This window comes from Streptomyces acidicola (genome assembly GCF_009377235.1).
GTDB lineage: Bacteria > Actinomycetota > Actinomycetes > Streptomycetales > Streptomycetaceae > Streptomyces > Streptomyces acidicola.
Window position 1 is genome coordinate 1 of the sequence record NZ_VMNX01000085.1, and the last position, 21,167, is coordinate 21,167.

The window sequence follows — 21,167 nt, forward strand, 5'->3', positions numbered from 1 at the left end:
AGGGACAGGGACGGGGACGGGGAAGGCGAGACCTCCCCCGTCACACCAGCCTCACAAGCCGCGCCCCGAAGGGTAATTGGCAAGTTTGAGACACCGCCGAACTGCCTGCTCCTGGGCTCTTACCTGCCCCGGGTGGCCCAAATCTGCCAATTACTCATGCGGGGACGTGCGGGTGCTCCTTGGCGGGCGGGTTTATGGATGTGTGGCGGGTGGTGTGGCCGTCTCGGTCACCGGCCGTAAGCCGCCGAGTCTCCCCGGCGTGCATGCGAGACGCGGTCGCGCCCGTCAGCCTCGGTCCACTTCTTGACCCAGTTCCAGCGCAAACTCGCTGGGCACCCCGTCTTTCCGGGCCGCCCGCTCGCTTCTTCCCCGTGCTGGAGCGAGCCGAGTCAAGGGTCGGCCGTAGGCCGATCGCCGAAGGCGACGCGGAGCGCCCTTTACTCGGGTCGCGGAAGCACGACACTGGCCAAGAAGCGGGCGGCCCCACGGTGCCTATCCAGGTACCGGCCCACCGGACGCGACCTCTGTGAGGGCACTGACCGACGCACGGTAAGAGCAAGTGGGGCCCTATCGGGCTTTCACGCCTTCGATGAACGCCGCCCACGCCCTGGCCCGGAACACGAGCTTCGGGCCCTGGGGGTTCTTGGAGTCGCGTACGGGGGTGATGCCGGGGAGGTTCTGGGCGACCTCGACGCAGTCGCCGCCGCTTCCGTTGCTGTAGCTGCTCTTGCGCCACTGGGCTGTGCTCAAGTCAGCCTCTGTGCTTGCCATTTCGGTAGGCCTCCGCGGCTTGGTCGATCATGGTCAGGGACGCCTTGGGCGGAAGTGCTGCGGCCCTGAGCAGATCGTAAGACCTTCGGTAGTCCTTTACGAGGGCTGGAAAGTCGATGAGTTGGCCGCTGTGGAGCCCCTCGGTGTACACCACCGGTGGGGCGTCCGGGAACGTCATGACCTTGATCATGCCCATCATGAGAGGGTGGGCGTGCGCCGTTTCCGGGAGGACCTGCAGAACGCTCTGCGTGGAGCGGATCACGTGCGCGATGTGCTCCAGTTGCTCGGCCATCGCCTCGGGCGGAAGCAGGGGCTTGGTGATCAGCGACTCATGGAGGATCGCCCAGAACGCTGGACGCTCCTCCTGTGCCCAGATCTCCGCGCGCTCCAGGCGGGCCCGCACCTGGTTGGCGACGGTCTTGGGCGGAAGCCAGGGGAGAGAGGTGTGCACGACCGCCTCAGCGTAGGTTTTGGTCTGCAGCAGGCCGGGGGCCAGCATCGGCGCCCACTCCTCGATCGCATCCGCATGCCGCTCCATCTCCGCCACGTCGGCGAAGTACTCCGCATGTCCCGACTGACGTGCCTTGCGGGCGTCTTCACAGCGCCGCTCGAAAAAGCCGTCCGTGCCGAGTTTCTGGTCGACGTGGCGGGCCAGGTCGAGCGGCATACGGCGTTCCCCGCGCTCGATCTGGCTCAGGAACGAGATGCCGCGGAAGCTCCCCTCCGCCAACTGCTCCAGCGTCAGGCCCGCCAGCTCCCTCTGGTAGCGCAACTCGGCGCCGTAGAAGGAGGGGACGTTCGCCGAAGCGTCGGGATCCTTGCGTGGGGGCACAACTCATCACCGTCTCTTTCCGGTTGCGCTGCGCAACGCGAATCCCTTTCACGGTACGTCGCGTGACGTCACTCTGTGAATGATTCGTCACGGAGCGCACACGAAGGTGTGCGGAACAGGAAAGGCGTACCCGGCATGCCCCCACAGGCCGCCTCCGGCAACCCCGAACCCGGCAACCCCTCCGGCTACGACGCGACGCTGTGCGTGGAGGAGTTGCGGGCAGCCCTCGCCGAGCACGGCATCACGTTGCCGTCGCTCCGCGTGGATCTGCCGAGCTTCGCGAGCGCGTACCCGTCCGAGGGCGGGCTGCTCGCGCTCGGCAACTGCAACGTCGCGACGGCGCGCACGCTGGTCGCCGTACTCCGCGGGGCGGCGGAGCGGTGAGCGAGGTGTACGAGACGTCAGCGGACCTGGAGGTCGAGTTGCTGGCGTTCCCCAAGGCGGTACCCGAACTGCGCCGTGCGGTGCGGGAGCGTCTGGGTGCTCCGTGCGCGGACGTGCAGTTGTGCGTCAGCGAGTTGGTCGGCAACGTGATTCGGCACGTGGGGGAGGGTGCCCCTGTGCGGCTCCGCGTGTCGCGGGCCGGCGGCCTGACGCGGGTCGAGGTCGACGACCCCGACCCGCGCGCCCTGCCTGTCCTCGTGCACGCCACGGCCGACGACGAGACCGGGCGCGGGCTTGCCCTGCTGGACGCGGTGGCGCTGCGGTGGGGCGTCGAACAGGGGGCGTCCGGCAAGACGGTGTGGTGCGAGCTGGGCGAAGCCGGAACGGTGCGGAGGGGGAGCGGCTTGGGCAACGCGGCTCAGCCTGTGTCTCCTGGGACGGGTCCGGCCGACGTGCGAAACGCCTCGGCCGCGGCGGCTCCCCCTCCGCGCCGCCGCGGCCGATCCCCGTCGGGATGATGGTCTACTTGCCGTCCAGCTTCAGGGCGGGCGGGGCTGGCATGTTGGTGTCCATCGGCTTAATGGGGCCATTGGCCGGCGGAGCGGGCATGTTGGTGTCCAGCGTGGTGACGCCGGGGTCCTTCGGCGGGGCCGGCATGTTGGTGTCCAGCGGCGTGACGGTGTTCTTGGCGGGCTCGCTGGGCATGTTGGTGTCCAGCGTGGTGATGCCCGGGTCCTTCGGCGGGGCCGGCATGTTGGTGTCCAGCGGCGTGGCGTCCGCGTCCTTCTTGGTCTCGCTCATGGTCTTGGGTTCCTCTGCTGTGGTGACGAGTGAGGAAAGCCCGTCCGGAAGCTCCCCCGAGGGCCGCCGGACGGGCGTTTCGGAGCCGCACACTAACTGCTGCGCTCCCGCTCAAACCGTCTGCCCCCCGACGCGACGGTCTGACTGAAAAGAGAGTGCCGTACGGAGATAAACGAATGCTGAACGTCCGCAACTGCCTGGTGGGTGGCGTGTCGCTCACGCTGCCGAAGCAGGCATGAGCAGGGCGCGCACCTCGTCGGCCTCCGGGGCGCTGTGCTCCTCGTAGAGGTTGAGCGCTTCACGCCAGCAAGCCCTGGCCCGGTCGGCCTGCCCCAGCGCGGAGAGCGCCCGGCCCAGGAGCGTCAGCACATTGCCCCGCATCCGGTCGCCGCCAATGCCCCCGAGAGCGAGGGCCTGTTCGGCGTGCTGAGCCGCCAGCGAGGGGCGATGCGCTGCGATGTGGGCCCCGGCGATCCGGAAGTGGGTGGCCCCTTCCCAGAGCCGTTGCCGGTGATCCACGAAGATTGTCAGCGCCTCGGAGAACTGGTTGAGGGCTTCCGCGTGCCGCCCGGCCGTGGTCAGGGCCACCCCCAGGGCGTAGTGGCCGTTGGCCAGCCGCATCGTGCTGCCGACCTTGATGTGGACGGCGAGGCCGTGCTGAGCGAACTCGACCGCCTTCGCCGTGTTGCCCATCCCCATGTGGGCACGCGACAGATTGCCCAGAGCCGTGGCCTCGCACAGTCCGTTGTCAGCCGCCCTGAACCCCGCTATCGCCTGGTCGAAGAAGACCTTGCCGTCCGCGTAACGGTGCTGGTGAAGGGCGATGACTCCCCGGTCCTGGGCTGCCCAACTGGTGGCGGTGGAGTCCCCGGCGGCAGCCGCGCACTCCATGGCGAGCCGTGCCTCTTCCTCGGCCTCCTGGATGCGGCCGGAGACCAGCAGCACACCGGTGAGGGCCACGTGTGCCCGGCCCTCCGCGCGGATGTCTCCAGCCGACTGCGTGGCCCCGCACATGGCCCTGGCCGTCGCCTCGTACTGGTGGGAGTTCGCACCCGACTCGGCCAGGTCCCTGGACGCCCACAGGAGATTCACCGCACGCCGCAGCCGGTCCGTGCCCCAGGACTGCCGTATGGAGGCCAGCAGTGGGGCTGCCTCGCTGTAAAGCCAGTCCAGGGCCGCGGAACCGTCGGTGAAGCGCAGCCCCGCGTACTCCGTCACCTCCAAGTCGTCCACCAGCCGATCCCCCGGCCGCTCGATCGCATAGACCTCGGCCGCCGTAGCCAGATAGAAGTCCAGCAACCGCGACATTGCCGCATCCCGCTCACCCGGCGGCTGCTCGTCCCTCTCCGCGCAGGCGCGTGCGTAGAGCCGCACCAGGTCGTGGAACCGGTAGCGTCCCGGCGCCGCCGACTCCAGCAGCGACGTGTCGACGAGGGACTCCAGCACGTCCTCGGTCTCGTCCACCGGCAGGTCCAGTACCGCCGCGGCCGCCGCCAGCGAGATGTCCGGCCCGTCCGCCAGCCCCAGCAGCCGGAAGGCCCGCGACTGCGCCGGCTCCAGCGCGCCGTACCCGAGCTCGAACGTGGCCTTTACCGCCAGGTCCCCGGCCTGGAGTTCGTCCAGCCGGCGCCGCTCGTCGGCCAGCTTGGCCGCGAGGACCGAGACCGTCCATGTACGACGGGCGGCCAACCGTGACGCCGCGATCCGGATGGCCAGTGGCAGGAAACCGCACGCCGCCACCACGTCCAGGGCCGACTCCCGCTCCGAGGCCACCCGTTCCTCGCCCACGATCTTCGTGAAGAGCTGGAGGGCCTCCTCGGGCGACATCACGTCCAGGTCGACCAGGTGTGCCCCGGCCAGGTCCACCATCCGTACCCGGGAGGTCACCAGGGCCGCGCATCCCTCCGTGCCGGGCAGAAGGGGCCGTACCTGGGCCGCGTCCCGGGCGTTGTCCAGGAGTACGAGGACCCGGCGGCCGTCCAGGACCGAGCGGTACAGGGCCGCCCGCTCCTCCAGGGAGTCCGGGATGGCCTCGTCGGCGGTGCCGAGGGCGCGCAGGAAGGAGCCCAGGACTGTCTCCGGTTCTGCGGCGCGCGTGCCCGCCCCCTGAAGGTCCACGTACAGCTGTCCATCGGGGAAGGCTCCCCGCGCCTGGTGGGCGACATGGACGGCCAGCGTCGTCTTGCCCACGCCACCTATGCCCGCCAGCGCGGACACGGCCATGACGCGTCCCTCGGCGGCCGACGCCGACGCGAGCACCTCGCTCAGCTCGGACACGAAGGACGTCCGGCCGGTGAAGTCCGGGACGGTGGCCGGGAGCTGGGCCGGGCGCACCGGGGTGGCGGAGGGCTCCGGTGCCAGGGGGGCCGAGGGTTCCGCCAGGGCCGGGTCGGCCTGGAGGATGCGCTGCTGGAGCTCCTTCAGTCCGGGGCGCGGGTCCACGCCCAGCTCGTCCGCCAGCAGCCGCCGCGTGTCCGCGTACACGGCGAGGGCCTCGGCCTGACGCCCGCTGCGGTACAGGGCCAGCATGAGCAGTTCGCGCAGGCGTTCCCGCAGCGGGTGGGCCGCTGTCAGGGCGGTGAGCTCGGAGACGGCTTCCGCGTGGCAGCCCTGTTCGAGGTCCATGTCCATACGGGTCTCGATGAGCTGGAGATGCCACTCGTCCAGCCGTGCCCGCTGGGTCTCCGCGTACGGGCCGGGGACGCTCGCCAGGACCTCGCCGTCCCACAGGCTCAGCGCCTTGTTCAGCAGTGCGCGGGCGTGGCAGAGGTCTCCGGTCGCCTTCGCCTTCTCCGCGTCGGCCGCCAACTCCTGGGCCAGGGAGAGGTCGAGGGCGCCGCTCATGCCAGAGGGCTCGGAGGCCCCGGAGGTCCCGGAGGCCCCGGTGGACCCGGAGGTCCCGGTGGACCCGGAGGTCCCGGTGGACCCGGAGGTCCCGGTGGACCCGGAGGTCCCGGTGTGCCGGTCGGCGAGGCGGATGGCGTAACCGCCCGACTCGCTGATCAGTACGCCGGGTGAGAGGACCTTGCGCAGACGTGAGGCGTAGGTGCGGACGGCGGCCAGCGCCTGGGAGGGCGGGTCGTCGCCCCACAGTGCGTCGATCAGCTCGCCCGCCGTGGCCGTACGGCCCTCGCGCAGCAGCAGCGCCGCCAGCAGGGCGCGCTGCTGTGGCGAACCGGTGGGCAGGGGCTCCGCACCGCGCCAGGCGCGCACCGGGCCGAGCACGCCGAAGCGCAGCGCCGCGGACGCCTCGGCAGCTGGTTGCCGTGCGTCCTCAGGGCCGCGCTGCTCAGGCACTCGCGGTACAACGTCGTCCATCGCCGCCCCCTGGTCTCCTGACACCTAGGCCAGTTTGCCTTGTTCATGGCGGATGCGTCAGCCGTGGGGGGCACTGATCACAGGCCGCCACATGGGACGGCACAACGTTTACACACCGTCTCCTCGTGCGGTCGTACGTGATCCGGTCACGTACACGTCAAGGTTCGGCCACGCGCTCGGTCATGTAGGGCCTCGCGTACGGCCATGTGCGGCCATGTACGGCCTTGCGCCGAGGCCCCCCGGCCCCGTCCGCGATAGCTGACGCATCGTCAGATCGGCGCTACCGTGCCCCCTATGGACACCATGGGCACCCCCTTCCCGAAGATCATCTCCGTCGACGACCACACGGTGGAGCCCCCGAACGTCTGGCAGGACCGCCTGCCGAGGAAGTACCGGGACACCGGCCCCCGTATAGTCCGCGCGCCCCTGAAGGAAATGACCTTCCTGGGCGGGAAGTTCGCCCCGGTCATGGGCTCCCCCGGCGACGACGGCCCCATCGGCGACTGGTGGGTGTACGAGGACCTGCACCGGCCCCTCACCCGCCTCGACACCGCCGTCGGGTTCGACCGGGACGAGATCAAGCTGGAGGTCATCACGTACGAGCAGATGCGCCCCGGCTCGTACGACGTCAAGCAGCGCCTCGCCGACATGGACGTCAACCACGTGCAGTCGGCCGTGTGCTTCCCCACCTTCCCGCGCTTCTGCGGCCAGACCTTCACCGAGGCGCAGGACCGCGAGCTGGGGCTGCTCGGGGTCCGGGCCTACAACGACTGGATGGTGGAGGAATGGTGCGGGCCCGATGCCCAGGGCCGGCTCGTCCCGCTCACCCTCATCCCCCTCTGGAACGCCGAACTGGCCGCCGCCGAGGTCCGCCGCAACGCCGCACGAGGCGTGCGCGCCGTCGCGTTCTCCGAGATCCCGCCGCACCTCGGCCTGCCCTCCGTGCACACCGACGCCTGGGACCCGTTCCTCGCCGCCTGTGACGAGACCGGCACCGTGATCGCCATGCACATCGGGTCGTCGAGCAGGATGCCGTCCACGTCGGCCGACGCCCCGCCCGCCGTCGGCTCCACCATCACCTTCGCCAACTGCTGCTTCTCGATGGTCGACTGGCTGATGAGCGGCAAGTTCGAACGCTTCCCCAACCTGAAGGTGATGTACGCCGAGGGCCAGATCGGCTGGATCCCGTACATCCTGGAGCGCGCGGACGTCGTCTGGGAGGAGAACCGCGGCTGGGGCGGCGTCGCCGACAAGGTGCACCGGCCGCCGTCCGAGCTGTTCGCCGAGCATGTGTACGGCTGCTTCTTCGACGACGCCTTCGGGCTGCGCAACCTGGACTCCATCGGGGTCGGCAACGTGCTGTACGAGACCGACTACCCCCACTCCGACTCCACCTGGCCCGAGTCCCGCCAGGTCGGCGAGTCCCAGATGGGCCACCTGGACCCGGACGTGGTCGACCGGATCGTCCGGCGCAACGCCATCGACCTGCTGGGTCTGACGGACGACGGCCTGTGGCCCGGACCCGGGGGCGGTACCTCTTGAGCGCCCCGAAGCCCCTGCTGTACGGAATGCAGCTTCCCGTCCAGTCCCAGTCCGCCCTCTACGCCGAGCCGTGGGAGGCCGGCGCCGGGCCGGACGACCTGGCCGAGATCGCCCGCACCGCCGACCGATCCGGTTTCGCGTACATCGCGAGCTGCGACCACGTCGCCATCCCGCGCCGCCTCGCGGTCGCGATGAGCACCGTCTGGTACGACCCGGTCGCCACGCTCGCCTTCCTCGCCGCGGTCACCGAACGCGTACGGCTGCTCAGTCACGTCGCGGTCGTCGCGCTCCGGCACCCCCTCCTCACCGCCAAGCAGTACGCGACCCTCGACCACCTCTCCGGAGGGCGGCTGATCCTCGGCGTCGGCGCCGGGCACGTACGGGAGGAGTTCGAGGTGCTGGGCGTCGACTTCACCGCCCGGGGTGCCCTCCTGGACGAGTCCGTCGACGCGCTCCGGGCCGTCCTCGGGCCGGAGGAGTTCCCGGCCCACCACGGGAAGGCGTACGACTTCGACGGGCTCGGCCAGCGCCCGCGGCCCGCCCAGCAGCATGTGCCCGTCTGGGTCGGGGGTTCCTCACCGGCCGCCGTACGACGGGCCGCCGTACGCGGGGACGGCTGGCTCCCGCAGGGCGACCCGCGCGACCGGCTGCCGGGGCAGATAGCCAGGCTGCGGGACCTGCGCGAGCAGGCGGGCGCGGAGGGTCCGTTCTCCGTCGGCGCCATCACCGAACCGCTGTACGTGGGCGAGCCCGGCTGGGACGTGGGGCGGCGCACCCTCACGGGCGCCCCCGAAGCGCTCGCCGACTCGCTGCGGGCCTACCGGGCGATGGGCGTGGACCAGATTCAGGTGCGGTTCCGCAGCCGCGACCGCGGTGAACTCACCGACCAGATGACCGCGTTTGGCTCTGAGGTCGCGCCGCTTCTGGGGCCGTGACCCAATCCGTAACCCCAACCGTAAGGAGTGGCCATGGGCAAGCTGGACGGTCGTGTCGTCCTCGTCACGGGGGCGGCGCGCGGGCAGGGAGAGCAGGAGGCCCGCCTGTTCGCGGTGGAAGGCGCCAAGGTCGTCGTGGCCGATGTGCTCGACGACCGGGGCGAGGCGCTCGCGAAGGAGCTGGGTGGCGGTGCGCTGTACGCGCATCTCGATGTGAGCCAGGAGGACGACTGGCGGGCCGCCGTGGCCGCCGCGAAGGGCGCGTACGGGCGGATCGACGGGCTCGTCAACAACGCCGGCATCCTGCGCTTCAACAAGCTGGTCAACACACCCCTGGAGGAGTTCCAGCAGGTCGTCCAGGTGAACCAGGTGGGGGTCTTCCTGGGCATCAAGGCCGTCGCTCCCGAAATCGCGGAGGCGGGCGGCGGCACGATCGTCAACACCGCCTCGTACACGGGGGTGACCGGCATGGCGTACGTGGGCGCCTACACCGCGACCAAGCACGCGATCGTCGGGCTGACGAAGGTGGCGGCGCTGGAGCTGGCCGGGAAGGGGATACGGGTCAACGCCGTCTGTCCGGGCGCCATCGACACCGCCATGACCAATCCGGCGCAGCTCGACCCGGGCGCCGATCCCGAGAAGGCGGCGAACGCCCTCGACGAGTACTACCGCAAGCTCGTGCCGCTCGGGCGGGTCGGGAAGCCCGAGGAGGTGGCCCGGCTCGCGCTCTTCCTCACCTGCGACGACTCCTCCTACATCACCGGGCAGCCCTTCGTGATCGACGGGGGCTGGCTCGCCGGCGTCAGCATTGTCTGAGCGTCGCCTGACTGGCCGTCAGCTATTGACGGTGTCTGCGCACGGTGCCACAGTCGGCGGCATACCGCCGATCTGACGGAGTGTCAGAAACAGACTGGGGACGGTGAACCTCCTTGGAATTCGGGCTCTTTGTACAGGGATACGTGGGCAAGCGGGCCGAGACCGACCCGCTCGCGGAGCACAAGGCGCTGATGGAGGAGACCGAGTACGTCATCCAGGCGGACAAGTCCGGCTTCAAGTACGCCTGGGCGTCCGAGCACCACTTCCTGGAGGAGTACTCCCACCTCTCCGCCAACGACGTCTTCCTGGGCTATCTGGCGCACGCCACCGAGCGCATCCACCTCGGCTCCGGCATCTTCAACCCTCTGGCCCAGGTCAACCACCCGGTGAAGGTCGCCGAGAAGGTGGCCATGCTGGACCATCTCAGTGAGAACCGCTTCGAGTTCGGCAGCGGGCGGGGGGCAGGAAGCCATGAGATTCTCGGCTTCCTGCCCGGGATCACCGACATGAACCACACCAAGGAGATCTGGGAAGAGACCATCGCCGAGTTCCCGAAGATGTGGCTCCAGGAGGAGTACGCCGGGTTCCAGGGCAAACACTGGTCGCTCCCGCCGCGCAAGGTGCTGCCGAAGCCGTACGGGAAGGCGCACCCGGCGATGTGGTACGCGGCCGGCTCCCCGCCCTCGTACGCCATGGCCGCCCGCAAGGGCCTCGGCGTGCTCGGCTTCAGCGTGCAGAAGGTCTCCGACATGGAGTGGGTGCTGGAGCAGTACAAGACGGCGGTCGTGGACGCCGAGCCGATCGGCGCCTTCGTCAACGACAACGTCATGGTGACGTCGACCGCGATCTGCGCGCCTACGCACGCGGAGGCGGTGCGGATTGCCGCCGGCGGTGGGCTGCACTATCTGCCCTCGCTCGTCTTCCGGTACCACGACACGTTCCCGCGGCCCGAGGGGTTCCCCCAGTGGCCCGAGACCCTGCCCGAGTACACCGAGGAGATCATCGAGCTGCTCATCGCCGAGGAGCTGCTGATCTGCGGTGATCCGGACGAGGTGCTCACGCAGTGCAAGCGGTGGGAGCAGGCCGGGGCGGATCAGTTGAGTTTCGGGTTGCCCGTGGGGATCTCGCGGGAGGACACGTTGCAGACGATCAGGTTGGTCGGGGAGCACGTGATTCCGAAGATCGATACGGATCCTGTGCATCGGACTACGCGGTTCCGGGGGGCTGCCTGAGGTTCGTTGGCGGCTGCGGGTCCGTTGTGGCTCGTCGCTCCCCCACTCTCGGCTGCGCTCGAGCGGGGGGACCCCCATCGCGGCGGAGCCGCATATCGACGCAGCCCCGCGCCCCTTCAGGGCGCGCCCACTCACCCGAGGAGGTATGTGCTCATGCTCGACCACGTCATCAAGGGTGCGACCGTCGTCGACGGTACCGGCGCGCCTGCCTTCACCGCCGACGTGGGGATACGTGACGGGCGGATCGCTGTCGTCGGGACCGTCACCGAGGAGTCCCGTACGGTCGAGGACGCGAGCGGGCTCGTCCTCGCCCCCGGCTTCGTCGACCCGCACACGCACTACGACGCCCAGCTGTTCTGGGACCCGTACGCGACGCCATCCCTGAACCACGGGGTGACCACGGTCGCGGGCGGGAACTGCGGCTTCACGCTCGCCCCGCTCAACCCCGCCCGCCCCGACGACGCCGACTACACCCGTCGCATGATGTCCAAGGTCGAGGGCATGTCGCTGGTCGCCCTGGAGGAGGGTGCGCCCTGGAGCTGGCACACCTTCGGGGACTACCTGGACGCCCTGGAGGGCCGTATCGCCGTCAACGCGGGCTTCATGGTGGGGCACTGTGCGCTGCGACGGTACGTGATGGGGCCGGACGCGGTGGGCGGGCAGCCGTCGCCGGAGCAACTCGATGCGATGGTACGGCTGCTGGGTGAGGCGATGGAGGCGGGCGCCTGGGGGCTGTCCACCACCCAGTCGCGCTCGCACTCCGACGGCGACGGGAATCCGGTCGCGTCCCGGCACGCGCAGCCCGCCGAGCTGCTGGCGCTCTCGCGTGCCGTCGGCGAGTACGAGGGCACGCAGATCGAGGCGATCGTGGCGGGCTGCCTGGACCAGTTCAGCGACGAGGAGATCGACCTCTTCGTGGAGATGACCTCGTCCGCCGGCCGCCCCCTGAACTGGAACGTGCTGACGATCGACGCCGCGGTCCCCGAGCGCGTACCGCGGCAGCTCCTCGCCAGCGAGCGCGCCCGCAGGTCCGGCGGCCGGATCGTCGCGCTGACCATGCCCATCCTCACCCCGATGAACATGTCGCTGGGCACGTTCTGCGCGCTGAACCTGATCCCGGGGTGGGGGCCGATCCTGAGCCTGCCCGTCCCGGAGAGGATCGAAAGGCTGCGCGACCCCGAGGTGCGGGCCGAGATGCTGAAGGGCGCCCACTCCAAGGAGGCGGGCGTGCTGCGGCGGCTGACCAACTTCGGCCGGTACGTCATCGGGGACACCTACAGCGCGGCCAACGAGGGCCTGACCGGCCGGGTCGTACGGGACATCGCGGCCGAACGCGGCCAGGAACCCTTCGAGTGCCTGGTCGAGATCTGTGCGGCGGACGACCTCCGCACCGTCCTGTGGCCCATGCCCACCGACAACGACCCCGACTCCTGGGCCCTGCGCTCCGAGACCTGGCGGCACGAGGACGTCATGCTGGGCGGCTCGGACGCGGGCGCGCACCTGGACCGCATGTGCGGCGCCCCGTACACCACGCGCTTCATCGGTGACTGTCTGCGCGGGCGGAAGCTGGTGCCACTGGAGCAGGCGGTGAAGATGCTGACGGACGACCCGGCGCAGCTGTTCGGCCTGCGGGAGCGGGGCCGGGTGGAGGAGGGCTTCCATGCGGACCTGGTCCTCTTCGACCCGGAGCGCATCGACGCGGGCAAGGCCACCCTGGTGCACGACCTGCCGGGAGACAGCCCGCGGCTGGACTCCAAGGCGCTCGGCGTACGGGCGGTCTGGGTCAACGGAGTCGAGGCGATCCGGGACGACGTCGTGACCGGTGCCGTACCGGGCAAGGTGCTCCGCTCGGGGCGGGACACGAGGACGGTGAGTACGCGGTGAGTCCCGTAGGGGGGTCCGAACCATCTGAACGATCCGAACCATCTGAACGGTCCGAACGGTCCGAACGGTCCGAACGGTCCGAACCGTCCGGGCCACAACGGTTGTTCATCGGCGGAGCGTGGGTCGAGCCGGACGGCGGGCACTACGAGGTGATCGACCCGGCGACCGAGGGGGTCGTCGGGTGGGCGCCGGAGGCCTCGCGGGACCAGGTGTACGCGGCCGCCGCCGCGGCCCGCGAGGCCTTCGGCTCGTGGTCGCGCACGTCCCCGGAGGAGCGGGCGGTGATTCTGGCCCGTACGGCGGAGCACATCCAGCGCCGTCTCGTGCCGTACGCCGGGCTCGCGCAGGCCGAGAGCGGTGCGACGACCGGGACGGCGCGGGCGATGCAGGTGGCGGTGGGCGCCTCCCGCTTCAGGCGGTACGCGAAGGGCGCGCTGGAACCCGTCGAACAGCCCCTGCCGCCGCAGATCAACGAGGCGGGCCCCTTGGGCAGGGCCGCCGTGACGGGTGCCCTGGCGATACGTCAGCCCGTCGGCGTCGTCACCTGCATCACGTCGTACAACAACCCCTGGGCGAACCCGGCCGGCAAGATCGCCCCCGCGCTGGCCATGGGCAACACGGTGGTCGTGAAGCCCGCCCCCCAGGACCCGCTCTCCGTCTACCGCCTGGTCGAGGCCCTACAGGCGGCGGGCGCCCCGCCGGGCGTCGTGAACGTGGTCAGCGGCTCCGGCGCGGAGGCGGGTGAGGCGGCCGTCGACTCGCCCGACGTCGACATGGTGAGCTTCACCGGCTCGACGGCCGTCGGACAGCGCATCGCCGAGGTGTGCGGGCGGGGCATGAAACGGCAGCTGATGGAGCTGGGCGGGAAGGGCGCGGCCGTCGTCTTCGACGACGCGGACCTCGGCTCGGCGGTGGCGGGCATCGGCACGACGTTCTCGTTCTACAGCGGCCAGATCTGCACGGCTCCCACGCGGGTGCTCGCCCAGCGCGGGGTGTACGACGCGCTGGTCGCCCACCTCGCGGCGTACGCGGGCCGGTTGCCGGTGGGCGACCCGCGCGACCCGGGCACGGTCGTCGGCCCGGTGATCTCGGCCGCCCACCGGGACCGCGTGGAGTCGTACGTCGAACTGGGCCGCAAGGAGGGCGCGAGGGTGGTCGCGGGGGGCGAAGGCCCGTCCCTGGACCGCGGCTTCTACGTCGCCCCCACCCTCCTCGCGGACTGCACCCCCGACATGCGCGTGGTCCGCGAGGAGATCTTCGGCCCGGTCGTGGTGGTCCTCCCCTTCGGCGACGAGGAGGAGGCCGTGGCCCTCGCCAACGACTCCGACTACGGTCTCATCGACTACGTCTGGTCCGGCGACGTGGCCCGCGCCTTCCGGGTCGCACGGCGCCTGCGGGCCGGCGGAGTGGGCGTGAACACCGTCGGCCGCAACATGGAGGCCCCGTTCGGCGGGTTCAAGAAGAGCGGGGTGGGGCGGGACGTGGGCTCGTACGCCCTGCACGCGTACAGCGAGGTGCAGGCGGTGGTGTGGCCAGGGTGAGGCCGGGGTGACGCCGGGCCCTCACCTCACCGCAGGTGGTCGGGTGTTCGTCGCAGTACGAGGGTGACGAAGCCGAGGGTGCGGCGGTAGCCGTGCAGCCAGCCGGAACGGTGCTCGGCGGCGGCCTTGAGCGCCTCGCCGCTGTCCGGGTCGTCGGGGTGGTCCAGGGACCAGCGGGACAGGGACCCGGTCCACGACCACTCGTACTCGTCCCACTCCTCGGTGGTGCTGATGTGCCCGTACACCGGCGTCCACCCGTCCGCGACGATCCTGTCGACGGTCGCCCCGAGATCGGCGTAGTCGTCGGCCGCGAACCCGGCGTCCAGAGTGCCCTGGTCCGGCTCGCGCTCCCAGAAGGCGTCGCCGATCAGGGCCGTACCGCCCGGGGCGAGGTGGCGCCGGGCCGCTTCGAGGGTGGGCAGCAGACCGCCGAAGGCGTGGGTGGCGCCGACACAGAGCACCAGGTCGAACGGCTCGTCGGCGACGAACTCGCTGGCGTCCTGGGCGTGCAGGGTGACCCGGTCGCCGAGCCCGCGCGCGGCGATCTCGTCGCGGGCCCCGGCGATGGTGCCGGCGTCCAGGTCGACCCCGTGTGCCCTGACCCCCGGCCGCCCCTCCAGGGCCCGCACCAGCCAGGCCGCCTCCCCGCACCCGAGATCGAGTATCCGCACGTCCCTGTCTCGCTCGGCCCCGTCCTGCACGGCCCCGTCCCGCAGGGCACGATCGAGGAGGTGGGCCACGGAGGTGTCGCTCAGGGGCGCGGCGATGGGGTGGTCGGCGTGGGCGAGGGCACTGATGCGTCGGCGGTCCATGGGGAGGATCCTGGCGGGCGAGGGGCGGGAGTGTCTTCTGAATTTCCGTGGGCTGTCTAGGCCGTGGCGTTGCGCCAGGCGCCGCAGTCGCGCGTTGTGAAGCCCACGATCTCGCAGGCGCGGATCCGCACCGGCGTCTCTTCCGTGATGTTGCCGGTCACCCAGTCGGTGCACCCGAAGGTGTAGGCGGACGCCGAGCGGTCGATGTCCCCGTCACGGTGGATGTCGAGTTGGACCCGGACGCCGTAGGAATCCCCGCGCACCGCGTCACAGGCCATGATCGCGTCGCCCGGTTGGTCGGGCCTGCTGGGATCGGAGCTTTCCTGGGGGTCGGCCTGGAAGTGCCCCGTGCCCAGGCGGGTGCCGTCCGGGCCGTACACGTACGCCGTCGCGTTCGACGACGCGTGCGCCGAGCCGGCCAGACCGAGCACCAGGCCGCCTGCCGCGACGGCGGCCGGCGCGCCCCGGGCGAACCTCGTCATTACCTTCCGCATGTCCCCTCCTTGGTCGTGCTCCGTTCACTGCCGGGCATCAGGATGTGCGACAGCGCGGAGGGATTGTTGACGCGGAGACCACAGTTGTTTGACGATCCGTGCACTCGAACGGCGCCCTGAGCGTGCCTCAGTCCTCCAGATCCACACGCACCGTCAGCAGATCCGTTCCCACCAGCCGCACCACGGTGCTGTTGGAGCGGGGCAGGGTGCGCAGGCGGGCCGCGGTGTCGTCGTCGGGGAGGAGATGGGCCGTGCCGTGGTGCCACCGTCCCCCGATCCGCACCCGCACCCGGGGGTTCGCGCGGATGTTGCGGATGTACTGGGACCTCTCCCCGTGCTCCGAGACCAGCCAGAAGGAGTCGCCGACGCGGCGGCCGCCCACGGGAGTGCGGCGGGGCAGGCCGGAGGTGCGGCCCGTGGTCTCCAGCGCCGTCTGGAACGGGACCCGGCGCATGACGGGGTTGAGGATCCGGCGCTGGAAGGTCGTGACGGCACGGAGCTTGCGGTCGTTGCTTTGGGTCATCGGCTGCGGGGCTCCTCTGCGTGCGGTGGCAGTGGGTTGTGGTTCCTGTACGCGGTTGAGCAAGGTGTAGCAGAGACGGCGTAGGCGGCGCAGACGGCCGAGGAACGGGACGAGGCGGATTCTGATGAGGGTCGTGACGTGGAATCTGTGGTGGCGGTTCGGGCCCTGGGAAGCGCGGCAGAAGGCGATCCTCGCCGTACTGCGGGAGTTGCGGCCCGATGTCGTCGGACTGCAGGAGGTGTGGGAGCAGGGCTCGGACAATCTCGCTCAGTGGCTGGCCGGTGAGCTCGGGATGCACTGGACCTGGGCGGCCTCCGACGACCCCGGGTTCTGGCAGCGGCGGATCGGGGACAGAAGCGTCGGGATCGGTAACGCCGTACTGAGCCGGTGGTCCGTCGGGGAGCGGGCGGTGCTGCCGTTGCCCGCCGCGGAGGGCGATGGCGGGCGGCTCGCGCTGTACGCGCGGCTCGATGCGCCCGGGCAGCACGTGCCGTTCTTCGCCGCCCATCTCGCCTCCGCCCCGGATGCTTCGGCCGCGCGCTGCCGACAGGTCACCGCGCTCGCCGAGTTCGTTGCCCGCTACAAGGGCGGGACCGGCTTCCCGCCCGTCGTCACCGGGGACTTCAACGCCTGGCCCGACTCCGACGAGGTGCGGCTGTTCGGGGGGCTCAAGACGGCTCCGCCCGTGCCCGGCCAGTGCCTCATCGACGCCTGGGAGTACGCCGACCCGACGGCTCCCTCGGCCACCTGGGACATGGCGAACCCGTACGTCGCGGCGACGTACGGGCCGAGCGTGCGTATCGACTACATCCACGTGGGACCGCCCGGCCCCGGTGGCCTCGGACATGTGCGGGCGGTGCGGCGGGCCGGGGACGGGCCGGTCGACGGCGTGTGGCCGTCCGACCATGCGGCGGTGGTCGCCGATCTGGCGCCGGGCGCCGCATCGTGACCATGTCCGTGGCGGGCTAGCAGGCGCCCAGAGGAGTGTGGGCGCGCCACGCCGAAGAGCAGCCAACTCTTTGCGGCTCCTTTGCCTCTCGGCATGCTGGTGGAGTGCCCGGGCCGTCGGGGCCCGGTGTTCATCCATGCTGCGACGGGGGCAGACACGATGATCGAAACAGTGTTCCGGACCGATGACTTACCGGTGGCAGACCGGGCCGAAGCGTGGCGGGAGAGGTTGTCCCAGACACACGCGCCCGTAGACCTGATCTGCCGCCCCGACTCCCACTTCAGCGCCTACCAGCGCGTCATCCCACTGGGCAGCGCGCTCGTATGGCCTTCGGTCAGTGGGTCCTACGCCATCCGGCGTACCACGGAACTCATCCGCAGCTCCGACCCGGAGATGATCAACCTCTCGCTGATCATCAAGGGCACCGTGGGGTTCCGTATGCACGGCCCGGACGCCCTGTACGGCCCGTTCGAGTTCCGTACCAACGACTCCTCCCACCCGTGCGAGATCGTCCTGGGCACGAGCGGCGAGGCAGTGCACGCCGTGTGCGTCGACGTCCCCAGGGCACGGCTGCCCCTGCCCTCGGACGAGATCGACCGCGTGATCGGTCACCGGCTGTCGGGACGGGAAGGCGTCGGGGCCCTGCTGGCCTCCTTCCTCACCACCCTGGTGGACAACCGGCGTTCGTACACCGCCGCCGACGCGCCCCGCCTGGAGACGGTCCTGCTGGACCTGCTCGCCGCCCTCTTCGCGAACGCGCTCGACGGCATGGACTCCCTGCCCGCCGAGTCCCGAAGACGGACCCTGGCCCTGCGCATCCAGGCGTTCATCCGCGACCACCTGCACGACCCCGACTTGACGCCGGCCGGCATCGCCGCCGCGCACCACATCTCGACCAGTTACCTCCACCGGCTGTTCCAGGACCGCGAGACCACGGTGTCCGGCTGGATCCGCCACCTGCGTCTGGAGCACGCTCGCGAGCAGCTCGCCGACCCCGCCCGGAGCCACGTCCCCGTGCATCTTGTCGCCGCACGCGCGGGTTACGAGAACCATTCGGTCTTCACGCGCGCCTTCCGCGCCGCCTACGGCATGTCGCCCCGCGAGTACCGCCACCGCGCCCTGCTCCAAGAGGCCGGCAGCGGCTGACCCACTGACTGAGCGTCATCAGACCGCAGACCTCCGCGCACGGCCCCGCCGGGGACGGAACGTCAAAGAACTGTGGACCCGGCGTCAACACGAGCGCTCCTGCGGCACCGAGGATGAACGCAGTCGCTTGAGACCCGAGCGGCTGACAACACGGGGAGATGTTCATGACCACGATCGAGTTCGATCATGTGCGGTACGGCTCGACGGAGCCGTGTGTGAAGTCGTTCCAGAAGGCCCTCATAGCCGCCGGCTACAAGATCCCGTCGGGCGCCACCGGCAAGTACGGCGACGAGACGAAGGCCGCCGTGGCCAAGTTCCAGCGTGCGCAGGGCTGGTCGGGCAGCGGGGCGGACGGACTGCCGGGCAAGGAGACGTTCACCCGGCTCGGGCTGAAGGACGGGGGCCACAGCTCGGGGGGACGGGTGGCCTCACCTGTGCCCGGCCACAAGGTCACGTACGCCTACGGGGTCCGTAACTCGGGCTACTCCGCCGGTTACCACACCGGTGACGACTACGCGGCGTCCACCGGCACCACCGTGGTGGCGGTGCGGGCGGGCACCATTGCCGAGTCGAAGAGCAACGCGGGCGCGTACGGGAACCTGATAGTCCTGCGCGCCGACAACGACCGCGACTACCACTACTGCCACCTGTCCCAGCGCGCCGTCGCCAAGGGAGACAAGGTGAAAGCGGGCCAGACGCTCGGCAAGGTCGGCGCGACCGGGAACGTGACCGGTCCGCACCTGCACTTGGAGGACCGTCCCCGTGGCGGCGGGTACGGCAACGACCGCAAGCCCTCCTGGTGAGGTAGCCATGGCGACACCGCTTTCCGCGGCGAAGCTCCTCGCCGCCCTGCGTGCCGAAGGCGTACGGGTCGTGGAGATCGGCGACTGGCGTACGCACAACCGCAACCACATGGGCCCCTGGGGACCCGTCAACGGTGTGATGATCCACCACACCGTGACCTCGGGCACCCAGAAGTCCGTGGCGATCTGCCGGGACGGCTACAGCTCACTGCCGGGCCCGCTGTGCCACGGCGTCATCGCCAAGGACGGCACCGTCCACCTCGTCGGCCACGGACGCGCCAACCACGCCGGCGGCGGCGACCCCGAGGTCCTCGAACGCGTGAAGGCCGAGGACTACGGCAGCCGCCCGCCGAAGCCGACGCGCGGCAACGCCGACGGCGTGGACGGCAACGTCTGCTTCTACGGCTTCGAATGCGTCAACCTCGGCACCGGTGATGACCCGTGGCCGGCGGCGCAGCTGGAGGCGATCGAACGCGTCAGCGCCGCGATCTGCCGTGCCCACGGCTGGACCGCACGCAGCGTGATCGGCCACCTCGAGTGGTCCGAGGACAAGATCGACCCGAAGGGCTTCTCCATGCCGGCGATGCGCGACCGCGTCGCGGCCCGCCTGAAGAAGACCCTGCGGTCCGCTCTCGTCGCGGGCTGAGAAACGCGAAGAATCGTACGACGCGCGACGAGAAGGTACGACGCGCGACGGGTAGGTACGACGCACGACGGGCGCGACCAGCGCGAAGGGCACGACGGGCACGGCCGTACGCGATCACGCGCACCGCCGTGCCCCTTCGCTCGTGGCCGTGCCCCTTCGCTCGTGTACGGGACTAACGCCCCAGGAAGATCGGGTTCGTGAACGCCGCCAGCGGCCCCGGCAGCGACGTCACCACGGCCTCGTGCCGCAACTCCGCCCGTACGTACGCCGCGTACTGCGCCGTCGTACGCCACTCGACCGTGCCCGACCCGGACACCGGCAGGGGCTCGCTGGTGTGGAGGACGCCCTGGTCGGTGACGAACCGGACCGTGCAGCGGGGCGCGCCCGTGACCTCCAGACGGACCGTGACCGGGTCGTCGCGGTCCACGTCGAGCCGCTCGCCGATGCCCGCGTGCTCACCCCGCCCGCCGACCGCGGTGAAGGACAGCGACAGCGTGCTGGACTCGGCCACGTACGACCGTCCCGCCTTCAGGCCCTCCTGGATGGCCTCGCGGGTCAGGTCGTCGGCGAGGACGACCGTCTGGGGCCGGCCCACGGGGTCGGGGTCGCGGTGGGCGTCGCTGCTGCCCATCGCCGGGATCCAGGACCGGCCGTTGTCCGAGCGCACCGAGGCGACGAGCATGCCGTCCCAGTCGGCCAGGGCCACCTCGTCGTCGGGGGTGTACGCCCCGTTCCACACCTCGATCACGTCGGCCTCGCCGAAGCCGAACTTCCAGTTGCAGCCGATGCAGGTGGCGTGCGGGTGGGCGGGGACGACCAGGCCACCGGCGGCGCGGATCTTGCGCGCGTACTTGCCGAAGCGGTTGTCCCGGGCCCGGTAGCGCCAGTCGATGAACGTGCCGGGGTCCGTGCCCAGCGCCACCACGTGGCCGTTGCGGGTCGTGACCTCCTCGCCGAGCATGATCAACAGGTCCTCACCCGCCTGGTCGGCCCAGTGGGCGTGCGCGGAATGGGTGTTGTGCTCGGAGGTGTTGATGAAGTCGAGGCCCGCGGCACGGGCGAGCGCCGCGATCTCGGCCGGGGTGCGGCGGCCGTCGGAGAACCAGGAGTGCAGATGGCAGTCGCCGCGGTACCAGGCCCGGCCGCGGCCCTTCGCACGGGACGGCGGGTACGTCGGCTTCACCGTCCTGCCCGGTTCGCCGTACGTGAGGGTGATCGTGATCTCGTACGCCAGTCCCTGCGGCGCCACGGTGTACGGGCCGAGCGCGATGTTCCAGGTGCCGGGGCGGACGGGGCCGGGAATGTAGCCGGGCGTCGCGTCGTCCGCCCGGATGAAGAACTCCGTGCGCGCCCCGCCCGACCAGCCGCGGAAGCCCTTGCCGCCGAGGTCGGTGCCGCGTTCGTCGAAGATGCCGATGTCGAGGGCGTTGCCCACGGTGCCGGACGGCACGGCCGGCCTTTCGTAGGTGTACGCCACGTGCAGTTCCCGTACGCCGGACGGGACCTCGACGGGCAGGTACACGAAGTCGGGGGAGCCGGTGGGCAGCGTGCCGCGCACCGTCCTGGTCTCGGTGTTGTTCGCCGCCTCGGCGGACGGTCCGTTCGAGAAGCTCACACTCCCCAACGTAAGCGCCGCGGCGGCGCCCGTCACGAACAGGGCGCGTCTGCCCAGGCCGGCACCGTGGTCGTCGTCCTCGCACATGCTGCTGCTCCCAACACGTCTTCGGGTTGCACGGGT

General features: G+C 70.7%; 19 protein-coding genes and 1 pseudogene. 12 read left to right on the forward strand and 8 right to left on the reverse strand.

Annotated features, from left to right (window positions below; translation table 11 throughout):
- Window positions 1–567: 567 nt before the first annotated feature.
- Entirely contained in the window at window positions 568–771 is a 204-nt protein-coding gene (locus tag FPZ41_RS22175) for a DUF397 domain-containing protein (protein WP_152865219.1), read from the reverse strand.
- The gene (locus FPZ41_RS22180; protein ID WP_322620566.1) at window positions 752–1,603 is read right to left on the reverse strand and encodes a helix-turn-helix domain-containing protein; all 852 of its coding nucleotides are present in this window, start codon (window positions 1,601–1,603) and stop codon (window positions 752–754) included. The genes FPZ41_RS22175 and FPZ41_RS22180 overlap by 20 nt, the downstream gene beginning before the upstream one ends.
- Window positions 1,604–1,738: 135 nt before the next feature.
- Between FPZ41_RS22180 and FPZ41_RS22185 the strand changes: the two genes are divergently transcribed.
- Together FPZ41_RS22185 and FPZ41_RS22190 are read left to right on the forward strand one after the other, a co-directional pair.
- Window positions 1,739–1,987 carry a hypothetical protein gene (locus FPZ41_RS22185; protein WP_152865221.1) on the forward strand — a complete coding sequence of 83 codons (249 nt, stop codon included), beginning with the start codon at window positions 1,739–1,741 and terminating at the stop codon, window positions 1,985–1,987.
- Window positions 1,984–2,505: an ATP-binding protein gene (locus FPZ41_RS22190; RefSeq protein ID WP_407698803.1), complete on the forward strand. Its 522-nt coding sequence runs from the start codon at window positions 1,984–1,986 to the stop codon at window positions 2,503–2,505. The genes FPZ41_RS22185 and FPZ41_RS22190 overlap by 4 nt, the downstream gene beginning before the upstream one ends.
- A gap of 4 nt (window positions 2,506–2,509) precedes the next feature.
- Here the strand turns inward: FPZ41_RS22190 and FPZ41_RS22195 are convergent, their stop codons facing one another.
- Window positions 2,510–2,788 carry a hypothetical protein gene (locus tag FPZ41_RS22195; RefSeq protein WP_228022900.1) on the reverse strand — a complete coding sequence of 93 codons (279 nt, stop codon included), beginning with the start codon at window positions 2,786–2,788 and terminating at the stop codon, window positions 2,510–2,512.
- 216 nt (window positions 2,789–3,004) lie between these two features.
- Window positions 3,005–6,106: an AfsR/SARP family transcriptional regulator gene (locus FPZ41_RS22200; RefSeq protein ID WP_228022901.1), complete on the reverse strand. Its 3,102-nt coding sequence runs from the start codon at window positions 6,104–6,106 to the stop codon at window positions 3,005–3,007.
- A gap of 294 nt (window positions 6,107–6,400) precedes the next feature.
- Between FPZ41_RS22200 and FPZ41_RS22215 the strand changes: the two genes are divergently transcribed.
- The 6 genes from FPZ41_RS22215 (at window position 6,401) to FPZ41_RS22245 (ending at window position 14,056) form a co-directional block, all read left to right on the forward strand.
- Window positions 6,401–7,648 (forward strand): amidohydrolase family protein, encoded by a 1,248-nt coding sequence (locus tag FPZ41_RS22215; RefSeq protein ID WP_152865223.1) that lies wholly within the window; start codon window positions 6,401–6,403, stop codon window positions 7,646–7,648.
- A 26-nt stretch (window positions 7,649–7,674) separates the two neighbouring features.
- Window positions 7,675–8,583, forward strand: a complete 909-nt coding sequence (locus FPZ41_RS22220) for an LLM class F420-dependent oxidoreductase (RefSeq protein ID WP_152865267.1) — start codon at window positions 7,675–7,677, stop codon at window positions 8,581–8,583.
- Window positions 8,584–8,616: 33 nt separating this feature from the next.
- Window positions 8,617–9,399, forward strand: a complete 783-nt coding sequence (locus tag FPZ41_RS22225) for an SDR family NAD(P)-dependent oxidoreductase (protein ID WP_152865225.1) — start codon at window positions 8,617–8,619, stop codon at window positions 9,397–9,399.
- 113 nt (window positions 9,400–9,512) lie between these two features.
- Window positions 9,513–10,631, forward strand: a complete 1,119-nt coding sequence (locus FPZ41_RS22230) for an LLM class flavin-dependent oxidoreductase (RefSeq protein ID WP_152865227.1) — start codon at window positions 9,513–9,515, stop codon at window positions 10,629–10,631.
- Window positions 10,632–10,784: 153 nt separating this feature from the next.
- Complete coding sequence (locus FPZ41_RS22235; RefSeq protein WP_152865229.1) at window positions 10,785–12,515, forward strand: N-acyl-D-amino-acid deacylase family protein; 1,731 nt, start codon at window positions 10,785–10,787, stop codon at window positions 12,513–12,515.
- Between the two features lie 101 nt (window positions 12,516–12,616).
- On the forward strand, window positions 12,617–14,056 hold the full coding sequence (locus tag FPZ41_RS22245; RefSeq protein ID WP_152865231.1) for an aldehyde dehydrogenase family protein: 1,440 nt from the start codon (window positions 12,617–12,619) through the stop codon (window positions 14,054–14,056).
- A 26-nt stretch (window positions 14,057–14,082) separates the two neighbouring features.
- Here FPZ41_RS22245 and FPZ41_RS22250 read toward each other — a convergent pair whose 3' ends face one another.
- The 3 genes from FPZ41_RS22250 to FPZ41_RS22260 form a co-directional block, all read right to left on the reverse strand.
- Window positions 14,083–14,868, reverse strand: coding sequence for an SAM-dependent methyltransferase (locus FPZ41_RS22250; RefSeq protein WP_152865233.1), 786 nt, complete (start codon window positions 14,866–14,868; stop codon window positions 14,083–14,085).
- 56 nt (window positions 14,869–14,924) lie between these two features.
- Window positions 14,925–15,362: a hypothetical protein gene (locus FPZ41_RS22255; RefSeq protein WP_152865235.1), complete on the reverse strand. Its 438-nt coding sequence runs from the start codon at window positions 15,360–15,362 to the stop codon at window positions 14,925–14,927.
- A 127-nt stretch (window positions 15,363–15,489) separates the two neighbouring features.
- On the reverse strand, window positions 15,490–15,885 hold the full coding sequence (locus tag FPZ41_RS22260) for a nitroreductase/quinone reductase family protein (protein ID WP_152865237.1): 396 nt from the start codon (window positions 15,883–15,885) through the stop codon (window positions 15,490–15,492).
- Window positions 15,886–16,009: 124 nt separating this feature from the next.
- Here FPZ41_RS22260 and FPZ41_RS22265 point away from each other — a divergent pair, with 124 nt between their 5' ends.
- The 4 genes and pseudogenes from FPZ41_RS22265 to FPZ41_RS22280 all read left to right on the forward strand — a co-directional run.
- Window positions 16,010–16,834 (forward strand): endonuclease/exonuclease/phosphatase family protein, encoded by an 825-nt coding sequence (locus FPZ41_RS22265; protein ID WP_152865239.1) that lies wholly within the window; start codon window positions 16,010–16,012, stop codon window positions 16,832–16,834.
- 228 nt (window positions 16,835–17,062) lie between these two features.
- Complete coding sequence (locus FPZ41_RS22270) at window positions 17,063–17,980, forward strand: AraC family transcriptional regulator (RefSeq protein WP_265584251.1); 918 nt, start codon at window positions 17,063–17,065, stop codon at window positions 17,978–17,980.
- A gap of 164 nt (window positions 17,981–18,144) precedes the next feature.
- Window positions 18,145–18,783: a peptidoglycan DD-metalloendopeptidase family protein gene (locus FPZ41_RS22275; RefSeq protein ID WP_152865243.1), complete on the forward strand. Its 639-nt coding sequence runs from the start codon at window positions 18,145–18,147 to the stop codon at window positions 18,781–18,783.
- Window positions 18,784–18,790: 7 nt separating this feature from the next.
- Window positions 18,791–19,396 (forward strand): annotated as a pseudogene (locus FPZ41_RS22280) (N-acetylmuramoyl-L-alanine amidase); the annotation flags it as partial.
- 205 nt (window positions 19,397–19,601) lie between these two features.
- Here FPZ41_RS22280 and FPZ41_RS22285 read toward each other — a convergent pair.
- Window positions 19,602–21,131, reverse strand: a complete 1,530-nt coding sequence (locus FPZ41_RS22285; RefSeq protein ID WP_152865247.1) for a CehA/McbA family metallohydrolase — start codon at window positions 21,129–21,131, stop codon at window positions 19,602–19,604.
- Window positions 21,132–21,167: the final 36 nt, after the last annotated feature.